This window comes from Parashewanella sp. 2304DJ23-3 (assembly GCF_056591695.1).
Genome location: NZ_JBWQOH010000001.1, coordinates 1,241,233 through 1,267,056 on the forward strand (window position 1 = coordinate 1,241,233; position 25,824 = coordinate 1,267,056).

Genomic DNA, 25,824 nt, shown 5'->3' on the forward strand with positions numbered 1-25,824 from the left:
CCTCAATTTCCTTTTATCTCTTATTGTACTGCTACACTTTTAATCATAATGATTTAGATGAATAGATTATGAGTCAATTTGCTTGGTGTGTGGTGGGCGCTGGCCCTGCGGGTATCTCTGCTGTTGGTAAGCTACTTGATGCTGGCATTTCAGCAAAACAAATCGCATGGGTCGACCCAGAGTTCAATGTTGGTGATATTGGTGCGAAATGGTACCGGGTTAATGGCAATACAAAGGTAAAAACGTTAAAACGATTTTTATCTCACTGTAAAAGTTTCGACATTGAGCAAGCCCCTCATTGTTCAATTTACTCATTAAATGACGAGCGTTCTTGTCTTCTGGAACATGTCGCTGAGCCATTACATTGGATCACCCAACATTTCCTTAAACGAGTCTCGAGCTTCAAAGAAAAAGTCTGCTCATTAGCTAACAATAATCATCATTGGTATCTAGAGTTAGAACATCAAACCTTGATAGCTGAGCAAGTGATTTTAGCTACTGGTGCTGCCCCAAAGACCTTACCCACCAATAAACCAACGATTCCGCTAGAAGTCGCACTGAATGATCAAAAACTCAACCAGCTTGATTTAAGTAATCAAACCGTTGGTGTATATGGTTCATCTCACTCAGCTATTGTCGCCATGAAGAACTTGTTGAATGGTAAAGTCAAAAAAGTCATTAACTTTTATCGCCAACCTACAAAATATGCCGTTTGTCTCCATGACTTTATTTTATTTGATAATACTGGATTAAAAGACTATGCCGCAGATTGGGCCAGAGAATATATTGATGGTAAGTGGCCTGAGCGCCTTGAACGTGTTCATTGTTCGAGTGAAGAAAAAAACAGCAAAGTTGAGCAGTGTAATTATCTTATTTTTACTATCGGCTTTGAAAAGAGAGATGAAATAAAAATTTCTCCCTATAAACACAGCCTCCCTTATAACGAAAGTAACGGTATTATTGCTCCAGGTTTATTTGGACTAGGCATCGCCTACCCCTGTCGAGTTGTCGATCCTTTAGGTAATGTCGAACATGATGTTGGCATGAATAAGTTTATGTGTCACTTAGATCGTGTGCTGCCGATTTGGTTACAGTATAAGGCTTAGCAGTACGGCTATTCTATACCACTCGGTTTATAGACAAGAAAAAGCCCTGCATTTAAAAAATGCAGGGCTTTCGAAATCAAAGCTTCAATTCAACAGATTAAACTTTAAACTGCTGATTGGAAAATCACTTCTTCCGCTTTATCGGTGTAGTGCTTGATCTCGTTGAAGTTCAAGTAACGATAAGTATCAGCTGCTGTCGCATCTAATTCTTTCGCATATTCTTGATACTCAGCAGGTGATGGTAGGCGACCAAGAAGTGCGGCTACCGCTGCAAGTTCCGCTGATGCTAAGTATACGTTGGCACCAGTACCTAGACGGTTCGGGAAGTTACGAGTTGATGTTGAAACAACCGTAGAGTTCTCTGCAACACGTGCTTGGTTACCCATACACAATGAACAGCCTGGCGTTTCGATACGTGCACTTACGCGGCCAAAGATACCGTAGTAACCTTCTTGGGTAAGCTGATCTTTATCCATCTTAGTTGGCGGTGCAATCCATAGACGAGTAGGCAATGATGTTGCGAATTTATCTAACATCTTACCCAGTGCACGGAAGTGACCAATGTTGGTCATACAAGAACCAACAAATACTTCTTCAATCTTAGTATCTTTAACTTCAGAAAGTAGAACAGCATCATCCGGATCGTTTGGTGCACAAAGAATTGGCTCTTTGATGTCATTCAAATCAATTTCAATGATTTCTGCGTATTCGGCATCTGAATCGGCTTCCATCAATTCTGGGTTAGCAATCCACTCTTCCATTGCTGTGATACGACGCTCGATAGTACGGCGATCGCCATAACCTTCAGAGATCATCCACTTAAGCATCACGATGTTCGAGTTCAAATACTCGATTATCGGCGCTTTATCCAGCTTGATGGTACAACCTGCAGCACTACGCTCAGCAGAAGCATCAGACAATTCAAATGCTTGCTCAACTTTAAGGTGCTCAAGACCTTCAATCTCTAATACACGACCAGAGAATTCATTGATCTTACCCGCTTTCTCAACAGTCAATAGACCCATTTGAATCGCTTTGTAAGGAATTGCATGTACCAAATCACGTAGTGTGATACCTGGCTGCATTTCACCTTTAAAGCGAACCAAAATTGATTCAGGCATATCAAGTGGCATTACACCCGTTGCAGCAGCGAATGCTACTAAACCAGAACCTGCTGGGAATGAAATTCCGATTGGGAAACGAGTATGCGAGTCACCACCTGTACCAACAGTATCAGGTAGGAGCATACGGTTTAACCAAGAGTGAATTACACCATCACCTGGGCGTAATGAAACACCGCCACGGTTCATGATGAAATCAGGTAGCGTGTGATGCGTGTTTACGTCAACTGGTTTAGGGTAAGCTGAAGTATGGCAGAAAGACTGCATCGTTAGGTCAGCACTGAAGCCAAGGCAAGCTAAATCTTTTAGTTCATCACGAGTCATTGGGCCTGTGGTATCTTGCGAGCCTACAGAAGTCATCTTAGGTTCACAGTATTGACCTGGACGAACACCCGTTACGCCACAGGCTTTACCGACCATTTTCTGCGCTAATGTATAGCCTTTGCCCGTATCAGCCACATCTTGTGGACGAACAAAAATGTCAGAAGCGCCAAGGCCTAACGTTTCACGAGCACGGTCAGTTAGACCACGACCAATGATCAACGGAATACGACCACCAGCACGTACTTCATCAAGTAATACGTCTGTTTTTAGTTCGAATTCAGAAATCACTTCATCGCTATCATGACGCTTAACTTTACCTTCATATGGGTAAATGTCGATAACGTCATTCATGTTCATTTTGCTAACGTCTAGCTCGATTGGTAATGCACCAGCATCTTCCATAGTGTTGAAGAAAATCGGTGCGATTTTACCACCAAAGCAGAAACCACCAGCACGCTTGTTTGGTACATTAGGGATATCATCACCCATGAACCACAATACTGAGTTAGTCGCAGACTTACGTGAAGAACCTGTACCAACAACGTCACCCACATACACTAATGGGAAACCGTCTTGCTTCATTGATTCAATTTCTTTAATTGGGCCAGTAACGCCAGCGTCATCAGGCACAATACCTTCACGAGCGTTCTTAAGCATGGCTAATGCGTGCAATGGGATATCTGGACGTGACCAAGCGTCAGGTGCTGGTGACAAGTCATCCGTATTTGTTTCGCCAAGCACTTTGAATACGCGAAGACTGATTTTGTCCGCCAATTTTGGCTTAGACGTATACCAATCTGCGTTCGCCCATGATTCAACCACTTGTTTTGCAAATGCATTACCTGCATTCATTTTTTCAACAACATCGTGGTATGCATCAAACATTAACAACGTATGTGAAAGTGCTTCAACAGCAAGTGGAGCAAGTGCGTCATCATCAAGCTGTGCAATTAACGGCTCAATGTTATAACCGCCTTGCATGGTGCCCAATAATTTAATGGCATGTTCTTTTGAGATAATTGGAGAATTACTCTCTCCCTTTGCCAAAGCATCTAAGAAACCCGCTTTAACATAAGCTGCTTCATCAACACCTGGTGGAATACGGTTTTCGAATAGATCTAGAATGAATTCTTCTTCACCAGCTGGCGGATTTCTTAACAGTTCTACCAAATCAGCAACTTGCTGGGCATCTAATGGCTTAGGGACAACGCCCTGCGCCGCACGTTCTTCAACGTGTTTACGATATGCTTCTAGCACGGCAACATTCCTCTTTTATTCGCACGAAAACATGCTTTATTAACTGCACTGCGTTCCGACAGCACGCTCACAATCTAATTTTTAGGGTCAATATTATACTACAGGTTTGAAAAAGTATGAATCAGGTCACACTCTTACTCCATTAAAATTAGCAAATTTAATCATAAAACTTCGAATCTTTATATTAGATCAAAGTCGAATGGTATTTTTTCTGCTTTAGGGTTTGTACATCGTTTATACTCGAGCAGCGATATTTCCTCGCATTGCCAAAATTGGAGCTGTTATGTTGTCACTTGCATTAAAGGCAGTAATTTTCGACATGGATGGCGTTTTAATTGATTCAGAGCCAGTATGGCAACAATCAGAACTCGAAGTTTTTTCTGCCCTTGGTTTACCCATTACTTATCAAGATACCTTTAAAACCACAGGATTAAGAGTCGACCAATTAGTCGAATACTGGTATCAACGATATCCGTGGGAAAATTATGATAATACCGAAACAGCGACTCAAATCGTCAATGGTGTTATTGAATTCATTCAAACTGACGCAAAACCGATGCTGGGTGTCATTGAAGCTTTACAACTTTGTCAACAACAAGGCTATCGCATAGGGCTCGCAACCTCTTCATCCATGAGTTTGGTTAATGCGGTATTGGACAAATTTGAAATTAGACATTTTTTTCAAGCCATAGAGTCTGCTGAGCATTTGAAGTATGGTAAACCACATCCAGAGGTTTATTTGAACTGTGCATCCCGCTTAGGTGTCGCACCTAGTGAATGCATTGCCATTGAGGATTCTATGAATGGCCTTATTGCCGCTCGTGCTGCCAATATGTCGGCCATTGCTATTCCTCCCCATGAACAACAGCATGATATTAAATGGATGCTTGCCCATTATCGGTTGAATGATTTAACTGAATTCTCGACCATTTTAAATTAAAAAACGCAGCCAATTGGCTGCGTTTCTACTTTTAAAGCATCAAAAAATGATTACCAAATCTTCACACGCTCGCCTTCAGCAAGGAACATCTTATCGCCTTCTTTCACTTCGAATACATCGTAGAAAGCAGGAATATTACGTGGTGTACCCATTGCACGGAAATGGCTTGGTGAATGTGTATCTGTCTTCAGACGACGCTCAAGCTCAGTATCACGATAGTTACGACGCCATACTTGCGACCAACCAATGAAGAAACGCTGTTCACCCGTATACCCATCCATCACTGGTGCTGGCTTACCGTCCAAGCTCATTTGATATGCACGATGTGCAACCGTCAAGCCACCTAAGTCACCAATGTTTTCACCAAGGGTGAATTTGCCATCAACATGTTTGCCTGGTAGAGCTTCATATTTATCGTATTGTGCAGCAAGTTGCTCACTACGCTTGGTAAATTCTTCTAAATCTTTTTCAGACCACCAATTACGTAGATTACCGTCGCCGTCGTACTTAGAACCTTGGTCATCAAAGCCATGAGAAAGTTCGTGTCCAATAACCGCACCAATACCACCGTAGTTCACAGCATCATCAGCATCCATATTAAAGAATGGAGGTTGTAAAATCGCTGCTGGGAACACGATTTCGTTCATTACTGGATTGTAATAAGCGTTTACGGTTTGCGGCGTCATGTGCCACTCAGTACGGTCAATTGGTTGACCTAACTTGTTTAACATTGAAGTATATTCAAAGTTAGCATAACGAAGATAGTTACCAACCAGTTCATCAGCTTTGATTTCAAGATTTGTATAATCTTTCCACTTGTCAGGATAACCAATCTTATAAGTAAACTTCGCTAATTTTTCTTGTGCAGCTTTTTTGGTTTCTGGTGTCATCCACTCTAAACCATTGATACTTACTTCAAAGGCTTTAATCAAGTTGTGGATCAATACTTCCATACGTTCTTTTGCTTCTGGCTTAAAGCTTTCTTTAACGTATTCTTGGCCAACTAGCTCACCAATAACACCGTTAGCAGCATCTACAGCTTGCTTCCAACGAGGCTTTTGCTCTTGGATGCCTTTTAATGTTTTGTCATGAAAGTTGAATGCTAAATCTTCAAAATTCTTGCTCATTAGGTTCGCATATGAATCCACTAAGTGGAACGCTAAGTAATCTTGCCAAACACTCACAGGGAATTTGTCGAATTGCTTACCAAGTGCTTCAAGATAAGATGGCTGACCAACAATGACTTCTGTCACTTTATCCATACCAGCGCCAGTAGCAAATGCATCAAAGCCCATATCACCTAACAGCTTATTTACACCTTCACGTTCGAATTTGTTGTAACGCTTGTTAGCATCACGCAGTGAAACTCGATCCCAGTGATTTTGAGCGATGAAGTGTTCAACTTCCATCACACTTTTTGACGCACGGTCGGCATCAGCGTAACCCGCTTGCTTAAGTACATCGTCAACATACTTGCCGAGTGCTTCACGGTTGCTCACGTACTTTTCATCATCTTTTAGATAATAATCACGATCAGGAAGTGTTAATCCTGATTGATAAACATATACAGCATATTGGCTAGAATTTTTCGCATCGTTATTCACATAAAAGCCAAATGGAGAGCCTGAACCGTTTACCAGTAATTTACCCATCAAACGAGCAATATCTTTGTGAGTTTTTGCTGCTTCGATTTCTGAAAGTAATGGCTTAAGAGGCTCAGCACCCAAGGTTTCAACCTTGTCAGTGTTCATGTAGCTTGCGTAAAAGTCACCCACTTTTTGTTCACTCGAACCAGCCGCTTTATTCGGTTTAGCCGCTGTCGCTTCAATGATTTTCTTAAGTGAATTCTGGCTTTGTTCATAAAGCACAGAGAAAGCGCCATAGTTAGACTTATCTGCAGGAATTGGCGTATCTTTTAGCCATGTTCCGTTAACGTTGTAGTAAAAATCATCTTGTGGTCGAACTGAATTATCAAAATTAGCTAGCTCAACACCTGAAACTAAAGTTTGTTCTGCTTTCACAGGTTCAACTGTCTTTTCTGCTTGCTGAGGCGCTTCTTTGCTACACCCTGCAAGCCCTAAGCTAATCGCAATACCTAGCGCTAATGCACTTACTTTTTTCATTTGTTTTCCTAACTCATTATTAAAATAAATTTTACAATCGACTAACGCTATCAAAAAAGTCGCGATAACTGTAGGGCTTTTTTGTTAGAAGTTTTTTCCAATGAACAAATATACAGCGTGCTCACCTTTATCAGACAGACCAATACCTAATGCTGCAGGCCCAAGCTCAGTGTCTGTGCCTAGATATAAACTCCCTGAATAAATTAAGTCATTCAAACTCACATCGCTCTTTTGCAACCAAACATTACCCGCTTCTATGCTGGTGCCTAAATACAAAGGATACTTTTCTAAGCCAAGTGCATCTCGGCCTAAATCATATTGATAAATAAATGCACCAAACAGTTTATGGTTTCCAAGAAGGGAATCTTTATGATATCCAGACAAGTTCAGGAATCCACCTAATTCGACAGGATCTACTGAGATGTCATCATCAGTAACATCTTCCGTTTCAAGTGAAACCTTACCAACAAATGCGTGATGTCCTACGCTTAACACTCCCTTCCAATCTAAGCTGTATCGTAAATTGAAATCGGACTCGTAATCTTGTTCTTGGTACCGAGCGTTATTTCGGGTGAAACGCATTTCAAACGCTAATCGGTCTCCAGAGGTAGGAAAGCTAATGCTATCTAAATCGTCATAGCCGAACTGTAAATATCCACCAAACCCTTTATATTGTAGCTTTCCATCCTCAATCGCTTGAGTTGAAAGTCGGCCATTGCTGCCTCTCATACCAAGCTCAACAAAAGATTTTTGGTTAAAGTTATAACCTAATCCGGTCAGTAATACTTGACTGCGTGTGTCAACGCCATAGGTGAATTCGTTACTTTCGAAAATACCTCGATTTTTTCTTAGTAACTCAAGTCTGGTGCGGCTATACCAATTCTGATCGTGATCAATAGGCTGATAAAACTCGGAGGCAACGCGTTTCTGGAAGCCGAATTGTAATTCATTTCTCCACTCACCACCGTTTGCATTAAGATCAGTAAGCGTATAAGCAAAATCAAACGTTACTGTTGACCCTAAGCTATAATCATCCTCCCAATTCAAACCAAGTTGAAAGTAGTTCGGCCCCCACGATTTAGATTTGGTGGTTAAAGTGAGTTCTCGACCTTGAAGATCATCTGCAAATTCTGCGTTAACTCTTTCAAATCGGTTTAATGCATAAACTCGGTTTATTGCTGTGTCTAACTCTTTCTTTGAAACAATTTCACCTTCATGAATACCAAACGTATCAAGGATAAGTTGATCGTTCACTTTAGATTCATTAGCCAGAACAATACGATAAACAGGTTTATTAATCGGAGCATCCCATTGCTTTCTAGCGTTTATCTTTTTCTGCTGATATTGAGCGTATTGTTTCGGAGTTTCTGCTAAAGCTTTTAATTTCGGTAATAACGTTGTTGCGGCTTTTTCACCAAGCTCTAATGCTTTAGGTAAAACATTAAAGTCTGTTGTACTCATTTGCCCAACAGCAGGACGTATCAATATGTCTTTATCTGTCAGTAATGATTTTTGATGGTTAGTACTGGCATTGGTGAGCATTGTTGAAAGTTGATTCAATACATCAATGGTCGAATTGAGCTTATCTTTACCGACAAGGGATGAGCCGATATCAACGGCAATAACAATATCTGCCCCCATTTTTTTTACAACATCTACAGGCATGTTATTCGCGATACCACCATCCACCAGTAATTTACCATGCCAACGAGCAGGCTCTAGTGCTCCTGGTACTGTCGCTGATGCCTGCATTGCAAACACAATACTTCCCGAATCAAGCACGACTGCGTGACTGGTTGCTAAATCTGTTGCTACAGCGCGATATGGAATCGCTAATTGATTAAAGCTACCGAATTTTTGGACAAGCCCTGTTGAATTTCTCAGTAAACGAGACATGGTTTGTCCCAATAATAAACCGCTCGGCGTTTTAATTTTTTCCTTGCTGTAGCCTATAGATAACGGCACGTTATATTGATCTCTTTGCTGTTTATCTCGATAGCTCAGAGATTGTCGAGGAATCGTATCAGAATAGCCTTTGCTCCAATCAGTACTGAGCATTAACTTCTCGATTTCGTCAGCACTGTAACCAAGCGCATACAAACCACCAACGTAAGCACCAATACTGGTTCCAGCAATATAATCGACAGGGATATGGTTTTGCTCGAGAATTTTTAATACACCAATATGAGCAGCACCTTTGGCACCACCGCCGCTTAATACAAGCCCTATTTTAGGCCTAGCAGATACCGAAAATGCCGTACCTATGATAATGACAGCAGCAAAGATCTGTTGGTGGAGTTTCATAGCATTCCTCAGACGAGCTCTTGTTCTCGTTCAGCGTGTAAACTGTGTTCCAAGTAACGTTCCATCTCTTCCAACGGTAACGGTTTCGCAAAATAAAAACCTTGCATTAAATAACAGCCTCGACCAATCAAATGTTCCATTTGATCGTAAGTTTCGATGCCTTCTGCGACCACTTTTAGTCGTAAGTTACGCGCTAGCTCAATAATACTGGTTACAATTGCTTGGTCTGCTCGATTGTGATTGATATCGATGATAAATGAACGATCTATCTTTAATGTATCTACTGCGAAGTTTCTCAAATAGGCTAATGATGAATAACCTGTACCGAAGTCATCAATTGCGATACTTATACCTAAATGTTGTAATTGAGACAGATGTTTTTGCGCTTGCTCAACTTCTTTCATCAACACACACTCGGTAATTTCAAGACCAAAATCGCTGCCCGTCACATCGGTTTCAGCCATTACTTGCGTTATAGTATCAACATAGTCTGGCTGTAAGAAATGTGCCGCTGATACATTAATCGAGATTTTTAAATCCTGAGAATACCGCTTCTTCCAACGGCTCACTTGTTGACATGCTGTCTTGAAAACCCAGCGGTCGATCTCAATAATCAAACCTGCTGATTCAGCGACGCCAATAAATATTTCAGGACTAATGTATCCATCTTCAGGATGTTTCCACCGAAGTAGGGCTTCCATACCCACTAATTTATCTCCATCTAATATGTTAATTTGTGGCTGAAAATATAGCTCTAGTTCATTATTCTGAATCGCTTTTCTTAGTTCCGATTCGATACGCAGAAAATAAAGATTTTTTTCGTTTCTTGCGTTTGAATAATAACGCACATTACCAGGACCATCTTCTTTAGCATGGTACATAGCTAAATCGGCATTTTTTATTAATACCTCAGGTAGTAAAGCGTGCTCTGGCCACAAGGTCACACCGATGCTCGTGCTGACATAAAACTCCCTTTCAAACAACTGAAAAGGAGCTTCAATAAATTGATGAACCCGTTTTGCGATTTCATCAACCTCTTTTGTTGTCTTGAACTTTGGTATCAGTAATACAAATTCATCACCACCAAAACGGCTTAAAATCGTTCCCTCGCCTGCAGCTTGTTGAATCCTATTTGCAGCTTCAATTAATAATGCATCCCCCATATTATGGCCATAGGAATCATTAATATTTTTAAATCTATCGAGATCCATAAACATCAAAGCAAGCCGGCTATGATTAAGCTGTGCAGTTCTAATTGTCTCATTTAATTTTTCTGAAAATAACATCCGATTTGCAAGCCCAGTTAATGGGTCAAAATTCGCCAATCGTTTTAATTTCTCTTCCGCACTTTTTCGTAAACTGATATCAGAAAAAACCGCAACATATTTTGCTGAAACACTGGTTTTTGATTCCAAGATGGAGAGAGTAAGCCAAGCAGGACAACGACTTCCATTTTCAGCATAAATGTCGATTTCACCAGCCCAATTTTTATCTCGTCCCATTAACAGGCAAATGTTAGTATTTGACTCCCAGATAAGTTCATAAAACGATAGGCTTTCAACTTCTTCCTCTGTACGACCAAATAATTTCCTAGCCGCCACATTTGCCACTACAACAGACTCAAATTTATCAAAAATAATCACCCCTTCAGAAGTATTAGCGAAGGCTTCAGCGAGTAAATTGACTCTTTCTTCAAGATTGTGAGTTGAAGTGATATCAGTGTATATTCCAGAAACAGCCTCAACTGACTTGGTACCGGAACTGTACCTAACAGGTCGTCCTTTCGTCCTAATCCAACGCCAATGACCTTCTCTATTGAGCTGCCGATATTCAGCATCAAACATTTCTGATTCACCTGAAAGTACAGCATTCCATTGGGACAAAACTTGCTGCTGATCATCAGGGTGAATCTTGAGTTGATCCAAAGTAAATATCTTTTCTTTTTTTGAATCACTTATGATTTTGGAATAGTTGCCTATATGCAGCCTTTCTTGATGAACATGCCACTCCCATAAATCTGATTCACTGCCTTTCAATGCTTGCTGCAATCTGTCTTGTGCTTCCAATAACTTATCATTTAAGGCGCTAAATTTTTTTGTCTTTTGCTGATGGCGCATGATGGTTAGCGCACAACCTGTAATAAAAATAAAAAATAGAAACGTTTTAAATTGCTCTGTATGCCACCACATCTGAGTAATTATGAAGTGATACTCATAAGGCTTCGCTGCATTTTTACCATTATTTGGTTGATTCAACTGTAAAACGTAGGAGCCAGAATTAAGTCCTGATAAATTTAAATCAGATTGATCAATAAGTGGTATAAATTTGCTCGGTTTTAAATGATTTTTATTAATAAGTCGATAACTGACATCTCGCAAGTTTTTATTGAGATAGTTTTGGCTGGAAATTTTGAAATTTATAAGCCCAGCATTCGGTTTAAATGTATCGTATGAATTTGGAAGAAGGTTTATCTCAGTCTTATCAGAGTAATACGCCGTTGTTTGAGCGACAAAGATTGGATTATTTTGAATGCGGTGCACTAATGAGGGAACGTCGATAAGCATGATTCCATTAGTGGCGCCTACATATAAACCAGAATTAGGTTGAAAAAATGCAGCTCCTTCAGTGAGCTCATTAGCAATTAGACCATCATTAGCATCAAAGACGTCGGCTTGCTGACTTATCGGGTCAAAACGAATGAGTTTACCATTGGAGCAACCAATCACATTCAAATGAGAAACAGATTGAAAAAAATACACTCTTTCGCATTCCGTTTGCCACCGCTGATCTAAAGGTGTTAAAACCTGTATTTGCTCATCATACTCAAATGCACCTTGGTAAGTCGTGCCAAACCAAAAAGTACCATCAGGTAACTGTGTCATGTGAGAAATAGTCGGCAATGTTTCTAAATTAAAGAAAGCCGCATCAAACTCTGTAAAATGCTGTTTTTTAAAATAACCAAATACACTTTTACCGCCGACCCATAATCTCCCTTGCGCATCGTAGTAAACCATTCGAACCTTAGAGGTGCGCTTAAAACCGATATCGAGTAGCTTTAAATCATTAGACTCTCTATTCCAAGAATAAACGCCCTCAGAGGTCGCAAACCACCAGTTTTGAGAATAAACATCGTAACTTGCTGAATAAACAGTTTTATTTTTTAGGGTCTCTGAGCTGCCACTCCACTCATTAAAACGTTGAACATTCTGTTCCATTTTATTAAGAACAAAGAGTCCGTCAGTGGTAAGTAACATTATATGTTCTGAGTCAATCGGTTGAATATCATAGATCGCCTTATTTGGCGCTAAATCTGGCACAGGGATCTTTGTAGAACCTTTACTCATTCGGTCAATAAGTATGATGCTATTGGCAGAGCTCGCATACACCGTATCTCCCTCAGCGTAAATAGCCCAACTATCAAACTGTGTGAGATAATACGGTGCTTCGCTTGAGATGACTTCTTTTAAAAACTTAGGATGTTCGCTAAGAACTGCGACTTTGGGTTGCTTGCCTGCTATCCAAAGCAAATTTGTAGGATCTAGCGCTATGTTTTTTCCGAATTGAAAGTCTGAATTTAGCTTTTTGTTAATAGCAATCTTGATAACTTGACCTTCATCAGTATAGTGGTAGACCCCATCATTACTCATAAACCAAATCGTATTCTCAGGACTTTTCGCCATGGAAAAAACAGAGCCTTCATGTAACTGCTCGATGTCCATCCAGTTAATTTTTGGTGTTGCGATGAACAAACCGTGACTGCTTGCAATCCAAATACGTTTATCCATACTAATGACTTGATAAATTTCACCTATTTTTTGCTCAGTTGCAAATGGATATAGAGATACCGTTCCATCTAAGTCAACACGGAATAAACTCTTAGTGTTTGCCACGAAGATCTCTTGACTGTCACTGATCACAGCCCCCGTATACTCATGGCCTCGTTTATAAGGTAATTGGATGACTTTTAGTGCAGATTGGTTGATTTCATCAAATATGAATAACTGACCACTTGATGTTAATAGTATTTTTCTTCCATCCGAATACGAAGTAATATCTTGTAAATCACCGCCATTATAAGCTTGAAATGCGGGCAAGCCATCAAGTGGATCAAATTGATTACTCGAAAAGTCAAAGACATAAACACCTTGAGTATTAGTATTAACCAATACTTTGTTTTGACCTAAATACTTTACTGCTGATAAATAGTTATCGACTAAGGGCCTTTCATCATTGCTAAGCACTATTCGACTTAAATGCGTACTCGTAGCGCGATATAACCCTTTCTCTGTTGAAAGCCAAGCAAATCCATGTTCATCAAATGCAATATCATTCACTACAGCGTTTAATCCATCTTGGCTCGAATATAAACGCTTTATATCTTGAGAAAATGCAGATGTACTAATGAAAGCTAAACATAATAGAAATCGAAAGATATTTTGCTGAAAAGTTCTGAACATGAAGACCTACTACACTTTATGATTAAATCCATTTAATAAGTTAAGACGTCTATGTTTTCATGAATAAAAACAATAAAAATTCAATAAATTGTATTGATTGTTATAACTTATCGCCTTAACAGCATGGATATTAACAGAAAGTATGGTTTGTATTTCAACTATTTTTTCATTTAAGTCTTTCAAATTACAAATAAAACTAACGGAACGTCGTAGTATAACTTATCGATATAAACACAGTTCAGATTGGATAATTTATTATTGTTATATAAAATTGCAACTCAACTTTTTTGACCTTGCAGCCACTATGAATTTAGAACACTTGAATCAAGCTACATACGATTATCTTTATAAAGACATTCATGAATTTCGCAGCACATTCGATTTACCAACAGAAGATCCACAAAGTTTAACCGAGCAGCTGGATACCTTGCATACTTCATTAATTATTGAAGAACTTACAGAGTTAGCTGAAGCCGACTGTCTGGTTGAACAAGCCGATGCCATTGTGGATTCTGTTTATGTATTGATGGGACGACTGGTTCATCTTGGTGCTAAGAATTATACCGACAATATTGAGATCAGTTATTTGGTTGATTTGATGCTTGCTGTCGCACATAACCTTAAGTTTGATTTTATCGAATGTTGGGATGACATCCACTCGAGTAATATGAGCAAAGTGTGTCGCAGCGAAGAAGAGTACCTGAAAACTCAACAATTCTATGCCGACAAAGGCATCAAACTGTTTGCCACTCAAAAGGGCGAATACATTATTGCTAAGTGTGCTGACGATGTAGAATTTGAAGGAAAAACGATTCGTTACGGTAAGGTGTTGAAGTCTGTTAATTATCGTCCTGCTGATTTAGGCCAAATCATAAAATAACCTTCTAGACTCAATAGCACTCACAAGTTTATATCTGTAAAGCTTAGGTGAGTGCTGATGATTTAAACGTGGCTAACTTTCTCAATGTTATGACGAAACATAATAGTCAGCCGCTAAGCAGCTGAACATGATAAAGCCTACCCAATTGTTATTTAAAAATGCTTTAAAACACTCAGGTCGTTGCTTGTCTTTTATTAATCTTTGTTGGTAAACCGCAAACCCAACAAATATCAGCATCCCAACGATATACGTTACACCACGATCGTGAGATAACCCGGCCATTGTGAAACAAGCCAATGCTAGAAATTGAAAAAAACCAATAATCTGAGTATCAAAGCGTCCAAACAAAATCGCCGTAGATTTAACACCAGCCTTTAGGTCGTCTTCCCTATCCACCATGCCATACATGGTGTCGTAAGCGACGGTCCAAAACAAATTACCAAAATAAAGCCACCATGCGATTGCGGGTAATTGCTCATTAACGGCCGCATACGCCATGGGGATAGATAAACTCCAAGTGATCCCAAGAAACACTTGCGGCAGGTGAGTCCAACGCTTCATAAATGGATACAAGGTCGTAAAAGTGATGCCAACAACGGACAATAAAATTACGGTTTTATTGAGAAATAACACTAAAGTAAATGCAATAAACGCAAGAAAACCAAATAGGCCAAGCGCTTCTTTACTGCTCACCTCTCCAGTTGCTAATGGCCGCCCTTTAGTTCTCTCAATCTTGCCGTCCACTTTTCTGTCAGCAAAATCATTAATGACGCACCCACAAGCGCGCATCACAACAACGCCCACAATAAAAATGAACAACAGATGCCACTGCGGAATTCCGTCAGATGCGAGCCATAGCGACATCAGACAAGGCCAAAGCAATAACAAAGTACCTATGGGCCTATCCATCCGCATTAAACGCACATAGGCATCGAATTTTTGATTCATGGTATTTCCTTAAACCACTTCTAACTTCGCATATGCGATGACTAACTTCTTCACACCGACATCATCAAAATTCACTTGAATTCGCGCCTGAGGACCTGCACCTTCAAGCTCCATTACTCGACCCTCACCAAATTTTGCATGCATCACTCGTTGTCCAACGTTAAAACCACTGTCGTTCATTTGAGTAAATGCAGGTTGGGCTTGAGAAAAGCTACTTTTACGTTGTGAGGCTGATGACATACGCGAAGACTGCGGAATCGATACCTGGGTTTTAATGCGGATCTCATCTTTGTATTCTTCAGGAATTTCTTTTAGAAAACGTGAAGGGCGAGAATAATCTTCGCGACCGTAAATTCGACGAGACTCAGCATGAGTGATAGTCAGTTTTTCCATGGCTCGCGTCATTCCTACATAACATAAACGACGTTCTTCATCTAAACGATCGCCTTCTTCTAATGCCATTTTGCTCGGGAAAAGCCCCTCTTCGACACCAGCCATAAACACTTGTGGAAACTCCAAGCCTTTAGCAGAGTGGAGTGTCATCAATTGCACAGCATCTGTAAACGCATCGGCTTGTCCTTCACCCGCTTCTAATGCTGCATGTGATAGAAAGCCGTTAAGCTCACCCATGTCTTCTATGTCTTCGGGCAATTCGAAGGTTTTTGCTGCGGTCACTAATTCTTCTAAGTTATCGATACGTGCTTGAGCTTTTTCACCTTTTTCGGCTTGATACATGGTTTTTAAGCCCGAGTTTTGAACGACCATGTCCGTCATACGATACAATGGCATATCTTGGGTTTCTTGCTGCATGGTGACAATTAAGTCCATAAAGCCACGCACGGCATTCGCTGCTCTGGCAGCTAACATTTTCTCTTCAAGCACTCTTAGACAAGCATGCCATAGAGTAAGCTGCTCTTGGCGAGCGACATTTCGTAAAATATCCAAAGTACGACCGCCAATGCCACGAGTCGGCGTATTCACGACACGTTCAAAAGCCGCATCATCATCCTTATTCGCCATCAAGCGTAGATAACCCATAGCATCTTTAATTTCTTGGCGCTCGAAGAAGCGCAAGCCACCATAAATGCGATAGGCTAACCCTTTGTGCAATAACGCTTCTTCAAGTACACGCGATTGAGCATTCGAACGGTATAAAATCGCACAATCACTTAAACTTCCGCCGTTGTCATGCCAATCATTAATCCGAGAAACAATAAAGCGCGCTTCGTCTAGTTCATTAAAGGCACAATAAATCGCAATTTTTTCGCCATCTTTATCATCAGTCCATAAGCTTTTACCGAGTCGCTCAGGGTTATTGGCAATCAGCTCATTAGAAGCATTAAGAATATTCCCAGTAGAGCGATAATTTTGTTCAAGGCGAATGGTTTCAGCGCCGGTAAAGTCTTGTAGGAATTTGTGTAAGTTTTCGACTTGAGCACCACGCCAACCGTAAATAGACTGATCATCATCACCAACAATCATTACGTTGGCTTGATTGCCTGCCAAAATACGAATCCAAGCATACTGAATGGCGTTAGTATCTTGAAACTCGTCCACCAGAATATGTTTAAACCGATCTTGATAGTGCGCCAGCACATGTGGTTTATTGAGCCACAGTTCATGAGCTCGTAATAGGATCTCAGCAAAATCCACCAGCCCAGCTCGGTCGCATGATTCCTGATAAACTTGATAAATTTTTAGCAAGTTTTGCTCAATCGGGAAAATGCCCGCATCAATATGTTTTGGCCTTAAGCCTTGGTCTTTCTTACCGTTGATATAACCTTGCGCTTGTCTTGGAGGGTATTGTTTTTCATCGAGGTTAAGACTTTTCAGCACTCGCTTAATTAAGCGCAGCTGATCATCCGAATCTAAAATTTGGAAGCTTTGTGGTAAATCAGCATCTTGATAATGTGTTCGTAACAGTCGATGAGCGAGGCCATGAAATGTACCGATCCACATCCGGCTCATGTTTGCACCCGCAACCTTCTCTACACGCTCACGCATTTCTGCTGCGGCTTTATTGGTAAACGTAACAGCTAAAATTGAGAATGGACTTTGATGCTCTGCTTGCATTAACCAAGCAATACGATGCGTTAATACTCGAGTTTTGCCACTTCCGGCGCCCGCCAGTACTAGCATACTGGATTGTGGTGCTGAAACGGCCTGTTTTTGCTTTTCATTCAAGCCGTCAAGTAAATAAGATACGTCCATTCTCGCCTCCAAAAATCTGAGACGAGATTATACCTATTTTATATCAATTACAGTAATTAAATACTCAACTCAGAGCCCTATATGCGCCTTGAACTGCATAGCTTTACCTCTTGCTGAGTGAGAGATAAACTACTGTAATTGGTATCATCAAATTCAGAGGCGATTTATCCTCGTTGACCCGGCATCATAGGACGACGCATTGCAGCAGCACCTGGCTGTGGCTTTCCGGGTTGAGATGGCTTACCTGGACCAGGTTTACCCGCTCCTGTATTTCCTTGATTGAGATTATGCAGTTTTAAATCCCATTCCTCAGCCGCTTCAATTAATTCACCCACCGCTTCTTTGATAAAACCTTTTGGTTTTCCTGAAATAATGATATTGCGATACACCGTCACGTTACGACATTCGGGTAATACTCCGATACCAAAACCACCACGGAAAGGCTCAATCGCTCTTTCACCAAATTCAACAACCCAATCACCAGGTACATTATCAGGAAGTGTATTTTGCGTTGTTACAGATAATCTCAAGCTCATTTCTTGATGATCGCGGTAAGCAGAGAGTGACAAAACAATATCTCGACCGTCCTCTTGGCGAGATAACTCGCAAGTTAATACATTGTCATCACCAAAGGTGATCCCCTCAATACCTAGCTCTGAAAACGCTTCTTCAAAAATATCCATTGACCCACCGTGATAGACTCAGTTGTTTGGAAAGTTGATGCTTTATCTTCAAGATTAGTAAAACCCTGCAAAAACACCAAACATCTCCTTATTTTGCGCTTTCTGATTTAGCGCAATCAAGGTCATAAAATTAAACTTTGTTAATGTTAAAAGCCAAAAAGGCCGCAATTAAAATTGCAGCCTTTTCAAATTAGTACTTTTAGAGCATCATTTCTGCTTCAAATCAATACTGTTCAACCAATGCTCAAAATCCATCATATTACCTGGTAAAATGACCTTATTTCCTTGCTGGCTCAACCCCTTAAATTGCTTTAAGTATTGCTCACCTAATTGCATTCTTAATGCATTTTGACCACCAGGGGCTGCAATCACATCTGCTAAGGTTGCAATAGATCCTGCCGTAGCTTTCGAAATTGTTAATATTTCTTCAGCTTTACCTTCAGCTTCATTAATCCGTTTTTGCATTTCACCTTCAGAGCGATTGATCATCTCAGCTTTTATACCTTCTGAACGATTAATTTTACTCTGTTTATCACCTTCTGATTTGGCAAGTACGGCTCTGCGTTCACGCTCAGCATTAACCTGCATTTCCATCGCATTTTTAACCGTTTGCGGTGGCGTAATATTTTTTATTTCATATCGGTGAACACGAATTCCCCACATTGCACCTGCTTGATCAAGGACTTCCACCACTTTTGCAGAAATCACATCACGCTCTTCAAAAGTACGATCAAGCTCTAATGTACCGATAACCGAGCGGGTTGTCGTTTGCGCCAATTGAATGGCTGCATAGCGATAATCAGTAATACCATAACTGGCTTTTACTGGATCAACGACGGAAATATAAATCACACCATCGACTTCTACGTTTACTTCATCTTTCGAGAAACACTCTTGTGGCGGGACGCTAATGGTTTCTTCTTTAAGATCGTGTAGATAAGCAACTTTATCGAAAAATGGGATAAGTGCATGAAACCCTGCATCTAACGTACTGTGATACTTACCCAAGCGTTCAACAATATAAGCGGATTTAGTGGGTACCAAGCGGATCGATTGAAACAGCTTCAAGATAAAGACAATGAACAACAGTCCCCAAATTGCCATGACGATAAAGTCAGTATTAAGTTCAAAACCTTGCATCACGCTTTCCCTCCATGTTGCCCTTTCATTGTTGCAGTGACGTGTTCCATGCCCTCGAAAAAGCCTTCTAATTTGGCGACTTCAGTGGGTACGACAGACACTTGAGTTGTTTCTAAAATATCACCCACTTGCTTAATGAACTGCTCCTTCAATAGCATGTTCATAGCTTCATTCCCGCCTGATTTTGCTAATGCTTCAGAAATATTAGCCATACCTTGTGCTTTAGCGTTCGCAATAATTTCTATCTCTTGACCTGTGCCTTTTGCTTCATTAATCCGCTTCTGCTTTTCCCCTTCAGATAAGTTGATCGCTTCTTGGCGCTCACCTTCTGACACATTGATCGTTGCGTCTTTTTCTGCATTCGCTAAAGTAATTTCAGCACGTTTTTGACGTTCCGCTTCCATTTGTTTTTCAAGGGTATGGATGACATGATGTGACGGTGAAATATTGCGGATCTCGTAGCGTAAAACTTTAATCCCCCAAGGCTCAGAGGCAATATCAATTTCACGAACAATGGACTCATTCAAACTTTCGCGTTCAGAAAACGTTTTGCTTAAACTGAGTTTACCAATCTCTGATCGCATTGTAGTTTGTGCTAGGTTTACCGCAGCACGGCGGTAATCTTCAATCCCGTAACTGGCAAGTTGACCATCCATGACTTTTAAATACACTAAGCCATCGACTTCTAACTGAATATTATCCTTAGAAATACAGCTCTGAGTTGGCACATCTAGTACTTGTTCGCGCGTATCATGCTTGTAGGCCACTCTGTCTAAAAATGGGATCAAGAAGTGGAAACCAGGTTGTAATACTGCTCTGAATTTACCTAAACGTTCAATTACGGCTACTTCGCGCATGGGCACGACCAACATGAGCTTGTAAATAATAAATAGAAAAATCAGAAATATGATTGTGGGTGTAAGTAACATGTGCTTTATTCCTTTTCTTCATTTCTTTCGACAACAAACGCAATATTTTGTTGGCAAATTATTCGCACGACCTCTCCGGCCTCAATGACTGTGCCGTCTGCGACAGCTGGCCAATCTGAACCTTGAAAGTGAATCCGTCCTTGCTTCTCTCCCGGACCAATATTTTCTCTAACTTCTGCAACTTGTCCGAAAAGTTCGATGGCTTCATCTGTGTTATCCACATGAGAATCTCCGCCAATCATTTTTTGGGTCAGGCCTCTAAAACCTAAAAGTAAAACAATCGAAGTGATAAACCAAACCGTTAGGCTTTGACTAATGCCTTCTACAATACCTCCCCAAAGTAAACTCGACACGACAATACACGCTGCGCCAAGAAGAATCACAATGCCTCCAGGCAAGATAATTTCGGCTAGAATAAGAAATAGTCCAATGATGGCCCAGACAACAACAGGATCTGAAAAGCTCATCTTTGCTCCTTGGTAAAAACCTTAACTTGATTATGGTTTATACAACTCACGACATAATATGTCAAGAAAGTTATCTATCTAATATTACGGCTAAACTCCTCGCACAAAAAAGCAGACTCGAAAGTCTGCTTAATATTCACGAATAAAATGTCACTTTTATTAAAGTAGCTTCTTCGCTGCTGCAACAACAATACTTACAGCATTTACTTCAGTTTTCTTCATGGTCGCTTCATCAGGAATTTCTTGTTGTGTACGGTTTACGATAACGCCCGCAACACACGCTGCACGCCACCCTTGAGAAGCACACATTGTGAATAGTGTTGAAGATTCCATTTCGTAGTTAAGTACGCCAAGATCTTGCCACTCTTGCATTGAGCCTTTGAAACGACGAGTTACGCGACCAGAAACCGTATCGTAGCGCTCTTGGCCTGGATAGAATGTATCTGATGATGCTGTAATACCAACATGAGGTTCAACACCTGCATCACGACAAGCATCAACCATAGCTGTGGTACATGTAAAATCAGCAACCGCAGGGTATTCCATAGGTGCAAAATGCAAGCTTGCGCCATCGAGACGAACTGAAGCTTGAGTTACGATCACATCACCAACGTTTACGTGTTCTTGAATCGCACCAGTGGTGCCTACACGCAGAAATGTTGATATACCCAATTGTGCTAACTCTTCAACAGCAATAGACGTCGAAGGACCACCAATACCAGTTGAGCATACCACTACAGCTTTATCATCAATGTAGCCAAGGTAGCTGGTGTACTCACGGTGACTTGCTAAAAATTTAGCGTCATCCATTAATTCTGCGATACGCTTAACGCGTTCTGGATCACCAGGAACAATCGCAAGTGCAGCACCATCCAACATATCTTTGGTCAAGCCAAGATGAAATACATCTGACATTAGAAACCCCTTTGTTTAATTTTTGTTAATTTTTAAATATTGATCAGTACTTTACCCTAGCTGAGTACCAGATAAGGTTAACTTGATCACAATCTTTTGGATTAAGTTTTAGATTTTATTTTCAAAGCAGCATATCCCTATGAGGAATGCCGTCCTCTAAATACATTTCAGAATGATTTTTGAAGCCGAAAGAATGATAAAAAGGCAGCAAATATTCCTGTGCCCCAATTTGAATATGTTCATTTGACCAATGCTGACGTATCGTATCGATTGAAGCTTGCACAACCTTGCGAGCCAGACCTTGTTTGCGATATTTTTCTGCGACAGCCACTCGGCCAATGCTAGGCTCAGGATAGCTCAGTTTTGGAGGCATTACTCGACTGTAAGCTGTCAGCGCTTTATCCGGATTTAAATAATACAAATGCAGCGTCTCGGGATGCCTGTCCTTTTCATCTAAGTCAGCATAAGCACACGTTTGCTCTACAACAAATACCTCACATCTGAGTTTGAGTATTTCGTAGAGTTCATCTGTGCTCAGTGCTGAAAAAGGTTTTACGTGTAGCTCCATTACTCTTTTATCCACTCACCATTTAATTTAGGTTTTACCCAAGCGTGAGAAAACCAGTAATAACCCGACTTTGATTTACTCGGTGCGGTGCAATTATAGCGGAATCGTCCCGCTGGCATATCTGATTTTGCTTGAATTTCGAAGCTATTATCGCTGATCCAGTTTGGTTTCTGAGCACCTTGCCCTGTGATAAAACACATCACCTGACTGGCATTCATATCATTCATGTCGAGTGTTAATGTCAGTTTTGGCTTTGATTTATCCGCCGCTAACTCAGGATTGATTGGTACTTGTTTCGCCACAGGCATATTTAAACTGGTGAATTTAGCTTTAAGTGATTTTAGGCTCGTGTATGCTCCTGCAATCGGAAAGCGTGCAAGCGACTGTAAATTTGAATACTGACCGACAGCACCTGACTGCTGGCCCAATGCTGCGAAACCTTGCGTTTTCAACATCGCCATAATATCGGTATTATACTCACCATACGGATACGCCAGTATTTTATGGCTCTGCCCTGTATGCTTCTTAATTATGGCTTCTGTTTTTTCAATGTTATTTTGAATTCTCGCTAACCAATCAGCCTGTGTTTCGTTTGCTAGTCGACGAATAAGATGATCATGACCGTAGCTGTGATTCATGATCTCAGCGCCTTCATTGGCAATTTTATTAATTTGCTGCCAACTCATCATATTGCGATACTTCATCTCAATCGGTTTAATTGCTATAAACATCGCATAGGGAAAATCATGCTTTTTTAAAATAGGATGAGCATTTTTAATAATACTCTTGTAGCCATCATCGAAAGTGATCGCAATGGTTTTTTCTGGTAATGCTTTTTTGGCTTTTAATGCTTCGATCAGAGTAGAAAGCTTAATAACGTTAAACTTGTTGTCCGCCAAATACTGCATCTGCTCAGCAAATTGAGTCGGCGTCACACTGGTTACCGCTGGGGAATCAGCATCAACGTGATGATATTGAATAATCACCGCACTTTTTACCGGCAGGGCAAACAATAGTAAACTGAGCCAAATTATCTTTTTTAACACTCGCATTTCCTTGGAACCTTGCCTAAATGAGTCGATTACAATTTTTATTTTCTAAACAACATCATCATCGACTCTGGTCTTTAGCCATTCCGATCATTATCTCCAACATCAGCGTGCCGTTAATCGGATTAATTGATACTGCGATGATAGGTCATTTATCTGCGGCTTATTATTTAGGAGGCGTAGCCTTAGGGTCAACCATTATTAGTATGATTTCATGGCTTCTTGGTTTTTTAAGAATGTCTACCACAGGATTAACGGCGCAAGCTTCTGGTAAAAATGATCACAATGATTCCTTTAAGATACTCATTCAAAGTTCAGCATTAGCGCTTATCCTCGCCAGCGTTGTTTTAATATTTCAAACGCCGATTTTAAATTCGGCACTGTGGTTTGCTGACGCCAGTAAAGAAGTCATTTTTTACTGTAAACAATACATAGAGATCCGCATCTGGTCGCTACCTTTTGTGCTGGTCAACATGGTCATGCTGGGATGGTTACTCGGGCAAAAATTGCCAAAAGTAGCAATGTGGCAAGTCATCATCGCCAATATCATCAACTTGCTATTGGATATCTGGTTTATCATCATTTTAGACTGGAAAGTGGAAGGTGCAGCTTGGGCATCATTGATTGCAGACATGACCGCTTTTGTCGTAGCACTGACTGTTGTATTAAAACAATGCAATAAACTACCACTGACAGTGATATCCAACTGGAAAGCAGTCCTATTTCAAGCGGGATACATCAAGCTAATCAGCTTAAATACAAATATTTTCATTCGCAGCTTGTGCTTACAACTCACCTTAGCGTTTATGACATTCTATGCCGCTAAGCATGGTGACAATGTCCTTGCGGCTAATGCAATCTTACTCAACCTTTTGCTTTTAATCTCATACGGTCTTGATGGCATCGCCTATTATGCTGAAGTGGAAGTCGGTAACGCATACAGCCAAAAGAAGTGGCAACGTTTAAATAATACCGTTTGGATGGCATGGTTTTGGTCTGGTGCTGTAGCAGCTTTATTTGCGTTCATTTTCTTCAGTCATGGCAGTCTGCTCATCGAGATGATGACCAATGTCAACGCCGTTATCGACTCTGCAAAAGCACATTTATTCTGGCTAGCCTTGATGCCGCTTTGGGCGTACAGCAGTTATTTATTTGATGGTGTTTATATCGGTGCCTCTAAAGGCAGCCAAATGCGAAACAGCATGTTGTTCTCAACCATAGTCATCTTTTTTCCAACTTGGTATGTACTCCAAGATTACGATAACCATGCGTTATGGGCGGCACTCAGTGCTTTCATGTTTAGCCGAAGTGCCACTTTAGGATTTCATTTCATTAAAACTAAAGGCTTACGGCAAACTTAGTTTTTATAGCTAACCCGATATACGGCATTAGCATAATCATCGGAGATGAGAATCGACCCATCAGGCATATTTAAAATATCCACGGGACGGCCTAACACTTGGTTTTTGTCATCTAACCAACCAGAAATGAATGGCTCGATTTTCTTTATTTTGCTGCCATTCAATGTGGCGAGCATGATGCGGTACCCCACTGGCGTAGTTCGATTCCATGAGCCATGTTGAGCCACAAGAATTTGGTTACGATATGGCTTAGGGAATTGATTTCCTATGTAAAACGTCATTCCGAGCGGTGCAACATGAGCCTGAAACTTATGTTCAGGTTTCGTTAAATTTTTAGGAATCGTTTTCCCGATATAATCCGGTGCAACAACATTATTACCATAAACGTATGGGAAACCAAAATCTTCACCTTTAGAGGAAACACGGTTTAATTCATCCGGCGGTGTATCATCACCAAGCATATCTTGACCATTATCAGTGAACCATAATGCACCTGATTTTGGTTGCCAATCAAACCCAACACTATTGCGAACCCCTCGAGCCATTATCTCAATATCATCGGTCGCATTAATTTTTATAATGGTGCCGAAAATAGGCTGGGTATCTCGATAAAAACAAGTGTTACAAGGCATGCCAACTGCCGTATACAATTCACCTTCAGGTGAAAACTTGATGTATTTATAGCCGTGCCAGCGTTTGTTTGGAAAGCTACCAATGACACCGTCAGGGATAGCTTTTATACTATTTTCTGTACGAGAAAGTTTATATATCGAAACTTGATCAAGCTCACCTACATATAACTTGCCATTGTGAAAACTGACTCCATTTGGATAATTCAAATCATTAAGCAGTGTGATTACATTTTTTGCTCTGGTTTTTGAAGCATCAGGCATTAATGCATAGACCTTACCTTCACCTCTACTGCCAACAAAAACCACACCGTTATCATCCACTGCAAGTTGGCGAGCACCATCAACGTTTTCAGCGTAAGTTTGAATCTGAAAACCACTATCAAGAGATAATAACTCCAAGGAATTAGCA

General features: G+C 40.6%; 18 protein-coding genes. 4 read left to right on the plus strand and 14 right to left on the minus strand.

Annotation, left to right across the window (positions count from 1 at the left end):
• Window positions 1-68 precede the first annotated feature (68 nt).
• Window positions 69-1,106 (plus strand): NAD(P)-binding domain-containing protein, encoded by a 1,038-nt coding sequence (locus tag AC1EU2_RS05495; protein WP_480296976.1) that lies wholly within the window; start codon window positions 69-71, stop codon window positions 1,104-1,106.
• A 104-nt stretch (window positions 1,107-1,210) separates the two neighbouring features.
• Here the strand turns inward: AC1EU2_RS05495 and acnB are convergent, their stop codons facing one another.
• A complete protein-coding gene (acnB, locus tag AC1EU2_RS05500) occupies window positions 1,211-3,808 on the minus strand; it encodes a bifunctional aconitate hydratase 2/2-methylisocitrate dehydratase (protein ID WP_480296977.1) in 2,598 nt (865 codons plus the stop codon).
• A 283-nt stretch (window positions 3,809-4,091) separates the two neighbouring features.
• Here acnB and hxpB point away from each other — a divergent pair, with 283 nt between their 5' ends.
• Window positions 4,092-4,748: a hexitol phosphatase HxpB gene (gene hxpB / locus AC1EU2_RS05505; RefSeq protein ID WP_480296978.1), complete on the plus strand. Its 657-nt coding sequence runs from the start codon at window positions 4,092-4,094 to the stop codon at window positions 4,746-4,748.
• A gap of 50 nt (window positions 4,749-4,798) precedes the next feature.
• Here the strand turns inward: hxpB and AC1EU2_RS05510 are convergent, their stop codons facing one another.
• The 3 genes from AC1EU2_RS05510 to AC1EU2_RS05520 form a co-directional block, all read right to left on the minus strand.
• Window positions 4,799-6,871 carry a M13 family metallopeptidase gene (locus AC1EU2_RS05510; protein WP_480296979.1) on the minus strand — a complete coding sequence of 691 codons (2,073 nt, stop codon included), beginning with the start codon at window positions 6,869-6,871 and terminating at the stop codon, window positions 4,799-4,801.
• Between the two features lie 84 nt (window positions 6,872-6,955).
• On the minus strand, window positions 6,956-9,175 hold the full coding sequence (locus tag AC1EU2_RS05515; protein ID WP_480296980.1) for a patatin-like phospholipase family protein: 2,220 nt from the start codon (window positions 9,173-9,175) through the stop codon (window positions 6,956-6,958).
• Between the two features lie 8 nt (window positions 9,176-9,183).
• Window positions 9,184-13,632, minus strand: coding sequence for an EAL domain-containing protein (locus AC1EU2_RS05520; protein ID WP_480296981.1), 4,449 nt, complete (start codon window positions 13,630-13,632; stop codon window positions 9,184-9,186).
• Between the two features lie 304 nt (window positions 13,633-13,936).
• On the opposite strand from AC1EU2_RS05520, the gene AC1EU2_RS05525 reads away from it, so the two are divergent.
• Window positions 13,937-14,512 (plus strand): nucleoside triphosphate pyrophosphohydrolase family protein, encoded by a 576-nt coding sequence (locus AC1EU2_RS05525; protein WP_480296982.1) that lies wholly within the window; start codon window positions 13,937-13,939, stop codon window positions 14,510-14,512.
• A gap of 87 nt (window positions 14,513-14,599) precedes the next feature.
• Here the strand turns inward: AC1EU2_RS05525 and ubiA are convergent, their stop codons facing one another.
• The 9 genes from ubiA to AC1EU2_RS05570 all read right to left on the minus strand — a co-directional run bounded on the left by ubiA (window position 14,600) and on the right by AC1EU2_RS05570 (window position 23,419).
• A complete protein-coding gene (gene ubiA, locus AC1EU2_RS05530) occupies window positions 14,600-15,460 on the minus strand; it encodes a 4-hydroxybenzoate octaprenyltransferase (protein WP_480296983.1) in 861 nt (286 codons plus the stop codon).
• Window positions 15,461-15,469: 9 nt separating this feature from the next.
• On the minus strand, window positions 15,470-17,671 hold the full coding sequence (gene uvrD, locus AC1EU2_RS05535) for a DNA helicase II (RefSeq protein WP_480296984.1): 2,202 nt from the start codon (window positions 17,669-17,671) through the stop codon (window positions 15,470-15,472).
• A 164-nt stretch (window positions 17,672-17,835) separates the two neighbouring features.
• Window positions 17,836-18,354, minus strand: a complete 519-nt coding sequence (locus AC1EU2_RS05540) for a hypothetical protein (protein WP_480296985.1) — start codon at window positions 18,352-18,354, stop codon at window positions 17,836-17,838.
• A 207-nt stretch (window positions 18,355-18,561) separates the two neighbouring features.
• A complete protein-coding gene (locus AC1EU2_RS05545; protein WP_480296986.1) occupies window positions 18,562-19,494 on the minus strand; it encodes an SPFH domain-containing protein in 933 nt (310 codons plus the stop codon).
• Window positions 19,494-20,423, minus strand: coding sequence for an SPFH domain-containing protein (locus AC1EU2_RS05550; protein WP_480296987.1), 930 nt, complete (start codon window positions 20,421-20,423; stop codon window positions 19,494-19,496). Before AC1EU2_RS05550 ends, AC1EU2_RS05545 begins: the two co-directional genes overlap by 1 nt.
• Window positions 20,424-20,428: 5 nt before the next feature.
• Complete coding sequence (locus tag AC1EU2_RS05555) at window positions 20,429-20,890, minus strand: NfeD family protein (RefSeq protein ID WP_480296988.1); 462 nt, start codon at window positions 20,888-20,890, stop codon at window positions 20,429-20,431.
• 159 nt (window positions 20,891-21,049) lie between these two features.
• Complete coding sequence (gene udp, locus AC1EU2_RS05560; protein ID WP_480296989.1) at window positions 21,050-21,805, minus strand: uridine phosphorylase; 756 nt, start codon at window positions 21,803-21,805, stop codon at window positions 21,050-21,052.
• A 121-nt stretch (window positions 21,806-21,926) separates the two neighbouring features.
• Window positions 21,927-22,373: a GNAT family N-acetyltransferase gene (locus AC1EU2_RS05565; RefSeq protein WP_480296990.1), complete on the minus strand. Its 447-nt coding sequence runs from the start codon at window positions 22,371-22,373 to the stop codon at window positions 21,927-21,929.
• Window positions 22,373-23,419: a polysaccharide deacetylase family protein gene (locus tag AC1EU2_RS05570; RefSeq protein WP_480296991.1), complete on the minus strand. Its 1,047-nt coding sequence runs from the start codon at window positions 23,417-23,419 to the stop codon at window positions 22,373-22,375. Before AC1EU2_RS05570 ends, AC1EU2_RS05565 begins: the two co-directional genes overlap by 1 nt.
• A 26-nt stretch (window positions 23,420-23,445) precedes the next feature.
• On the opposite strand from AC1EU2_RS05570, the gene AC1EU2_RS05575 reads away from it, so the two are divergent.
• The gene (locus tag AC1EU2_RS05575; RefSeq protein WP_480296992.1) at window positions 23,446-24,783 is read left to right on the plus strand and encodes an MATE family efflux transporter; all 1,338 of its coding nucleotides are present in this window, start codon (window positions 23,446-23,448) and stop codon (window positions 24,781-24,783) included.
• Here the strand turns inward: AC1EU2_RS05575 and AC1EU2_RS05580 are convergent.
• Window positions 24,780-25,814, minus strand: a complete 1,035-nt coding sequence (locus tag AC1EU2_RS05580) for a PQQ-dependent sugar dehydrogenase (RefSeq protein ID WP_480296993.1) — start codon at window positions 25,812-25,814, stop codon at window positions 24,780-24,782. The two genes, AC1EU2_RS05575 and AC1EU2_RS05580, sit on opposite strands and share 4 nt — an antisense overlap.
• Window positions 25,815-25,824: the final 10 nt, after the last annotated feature.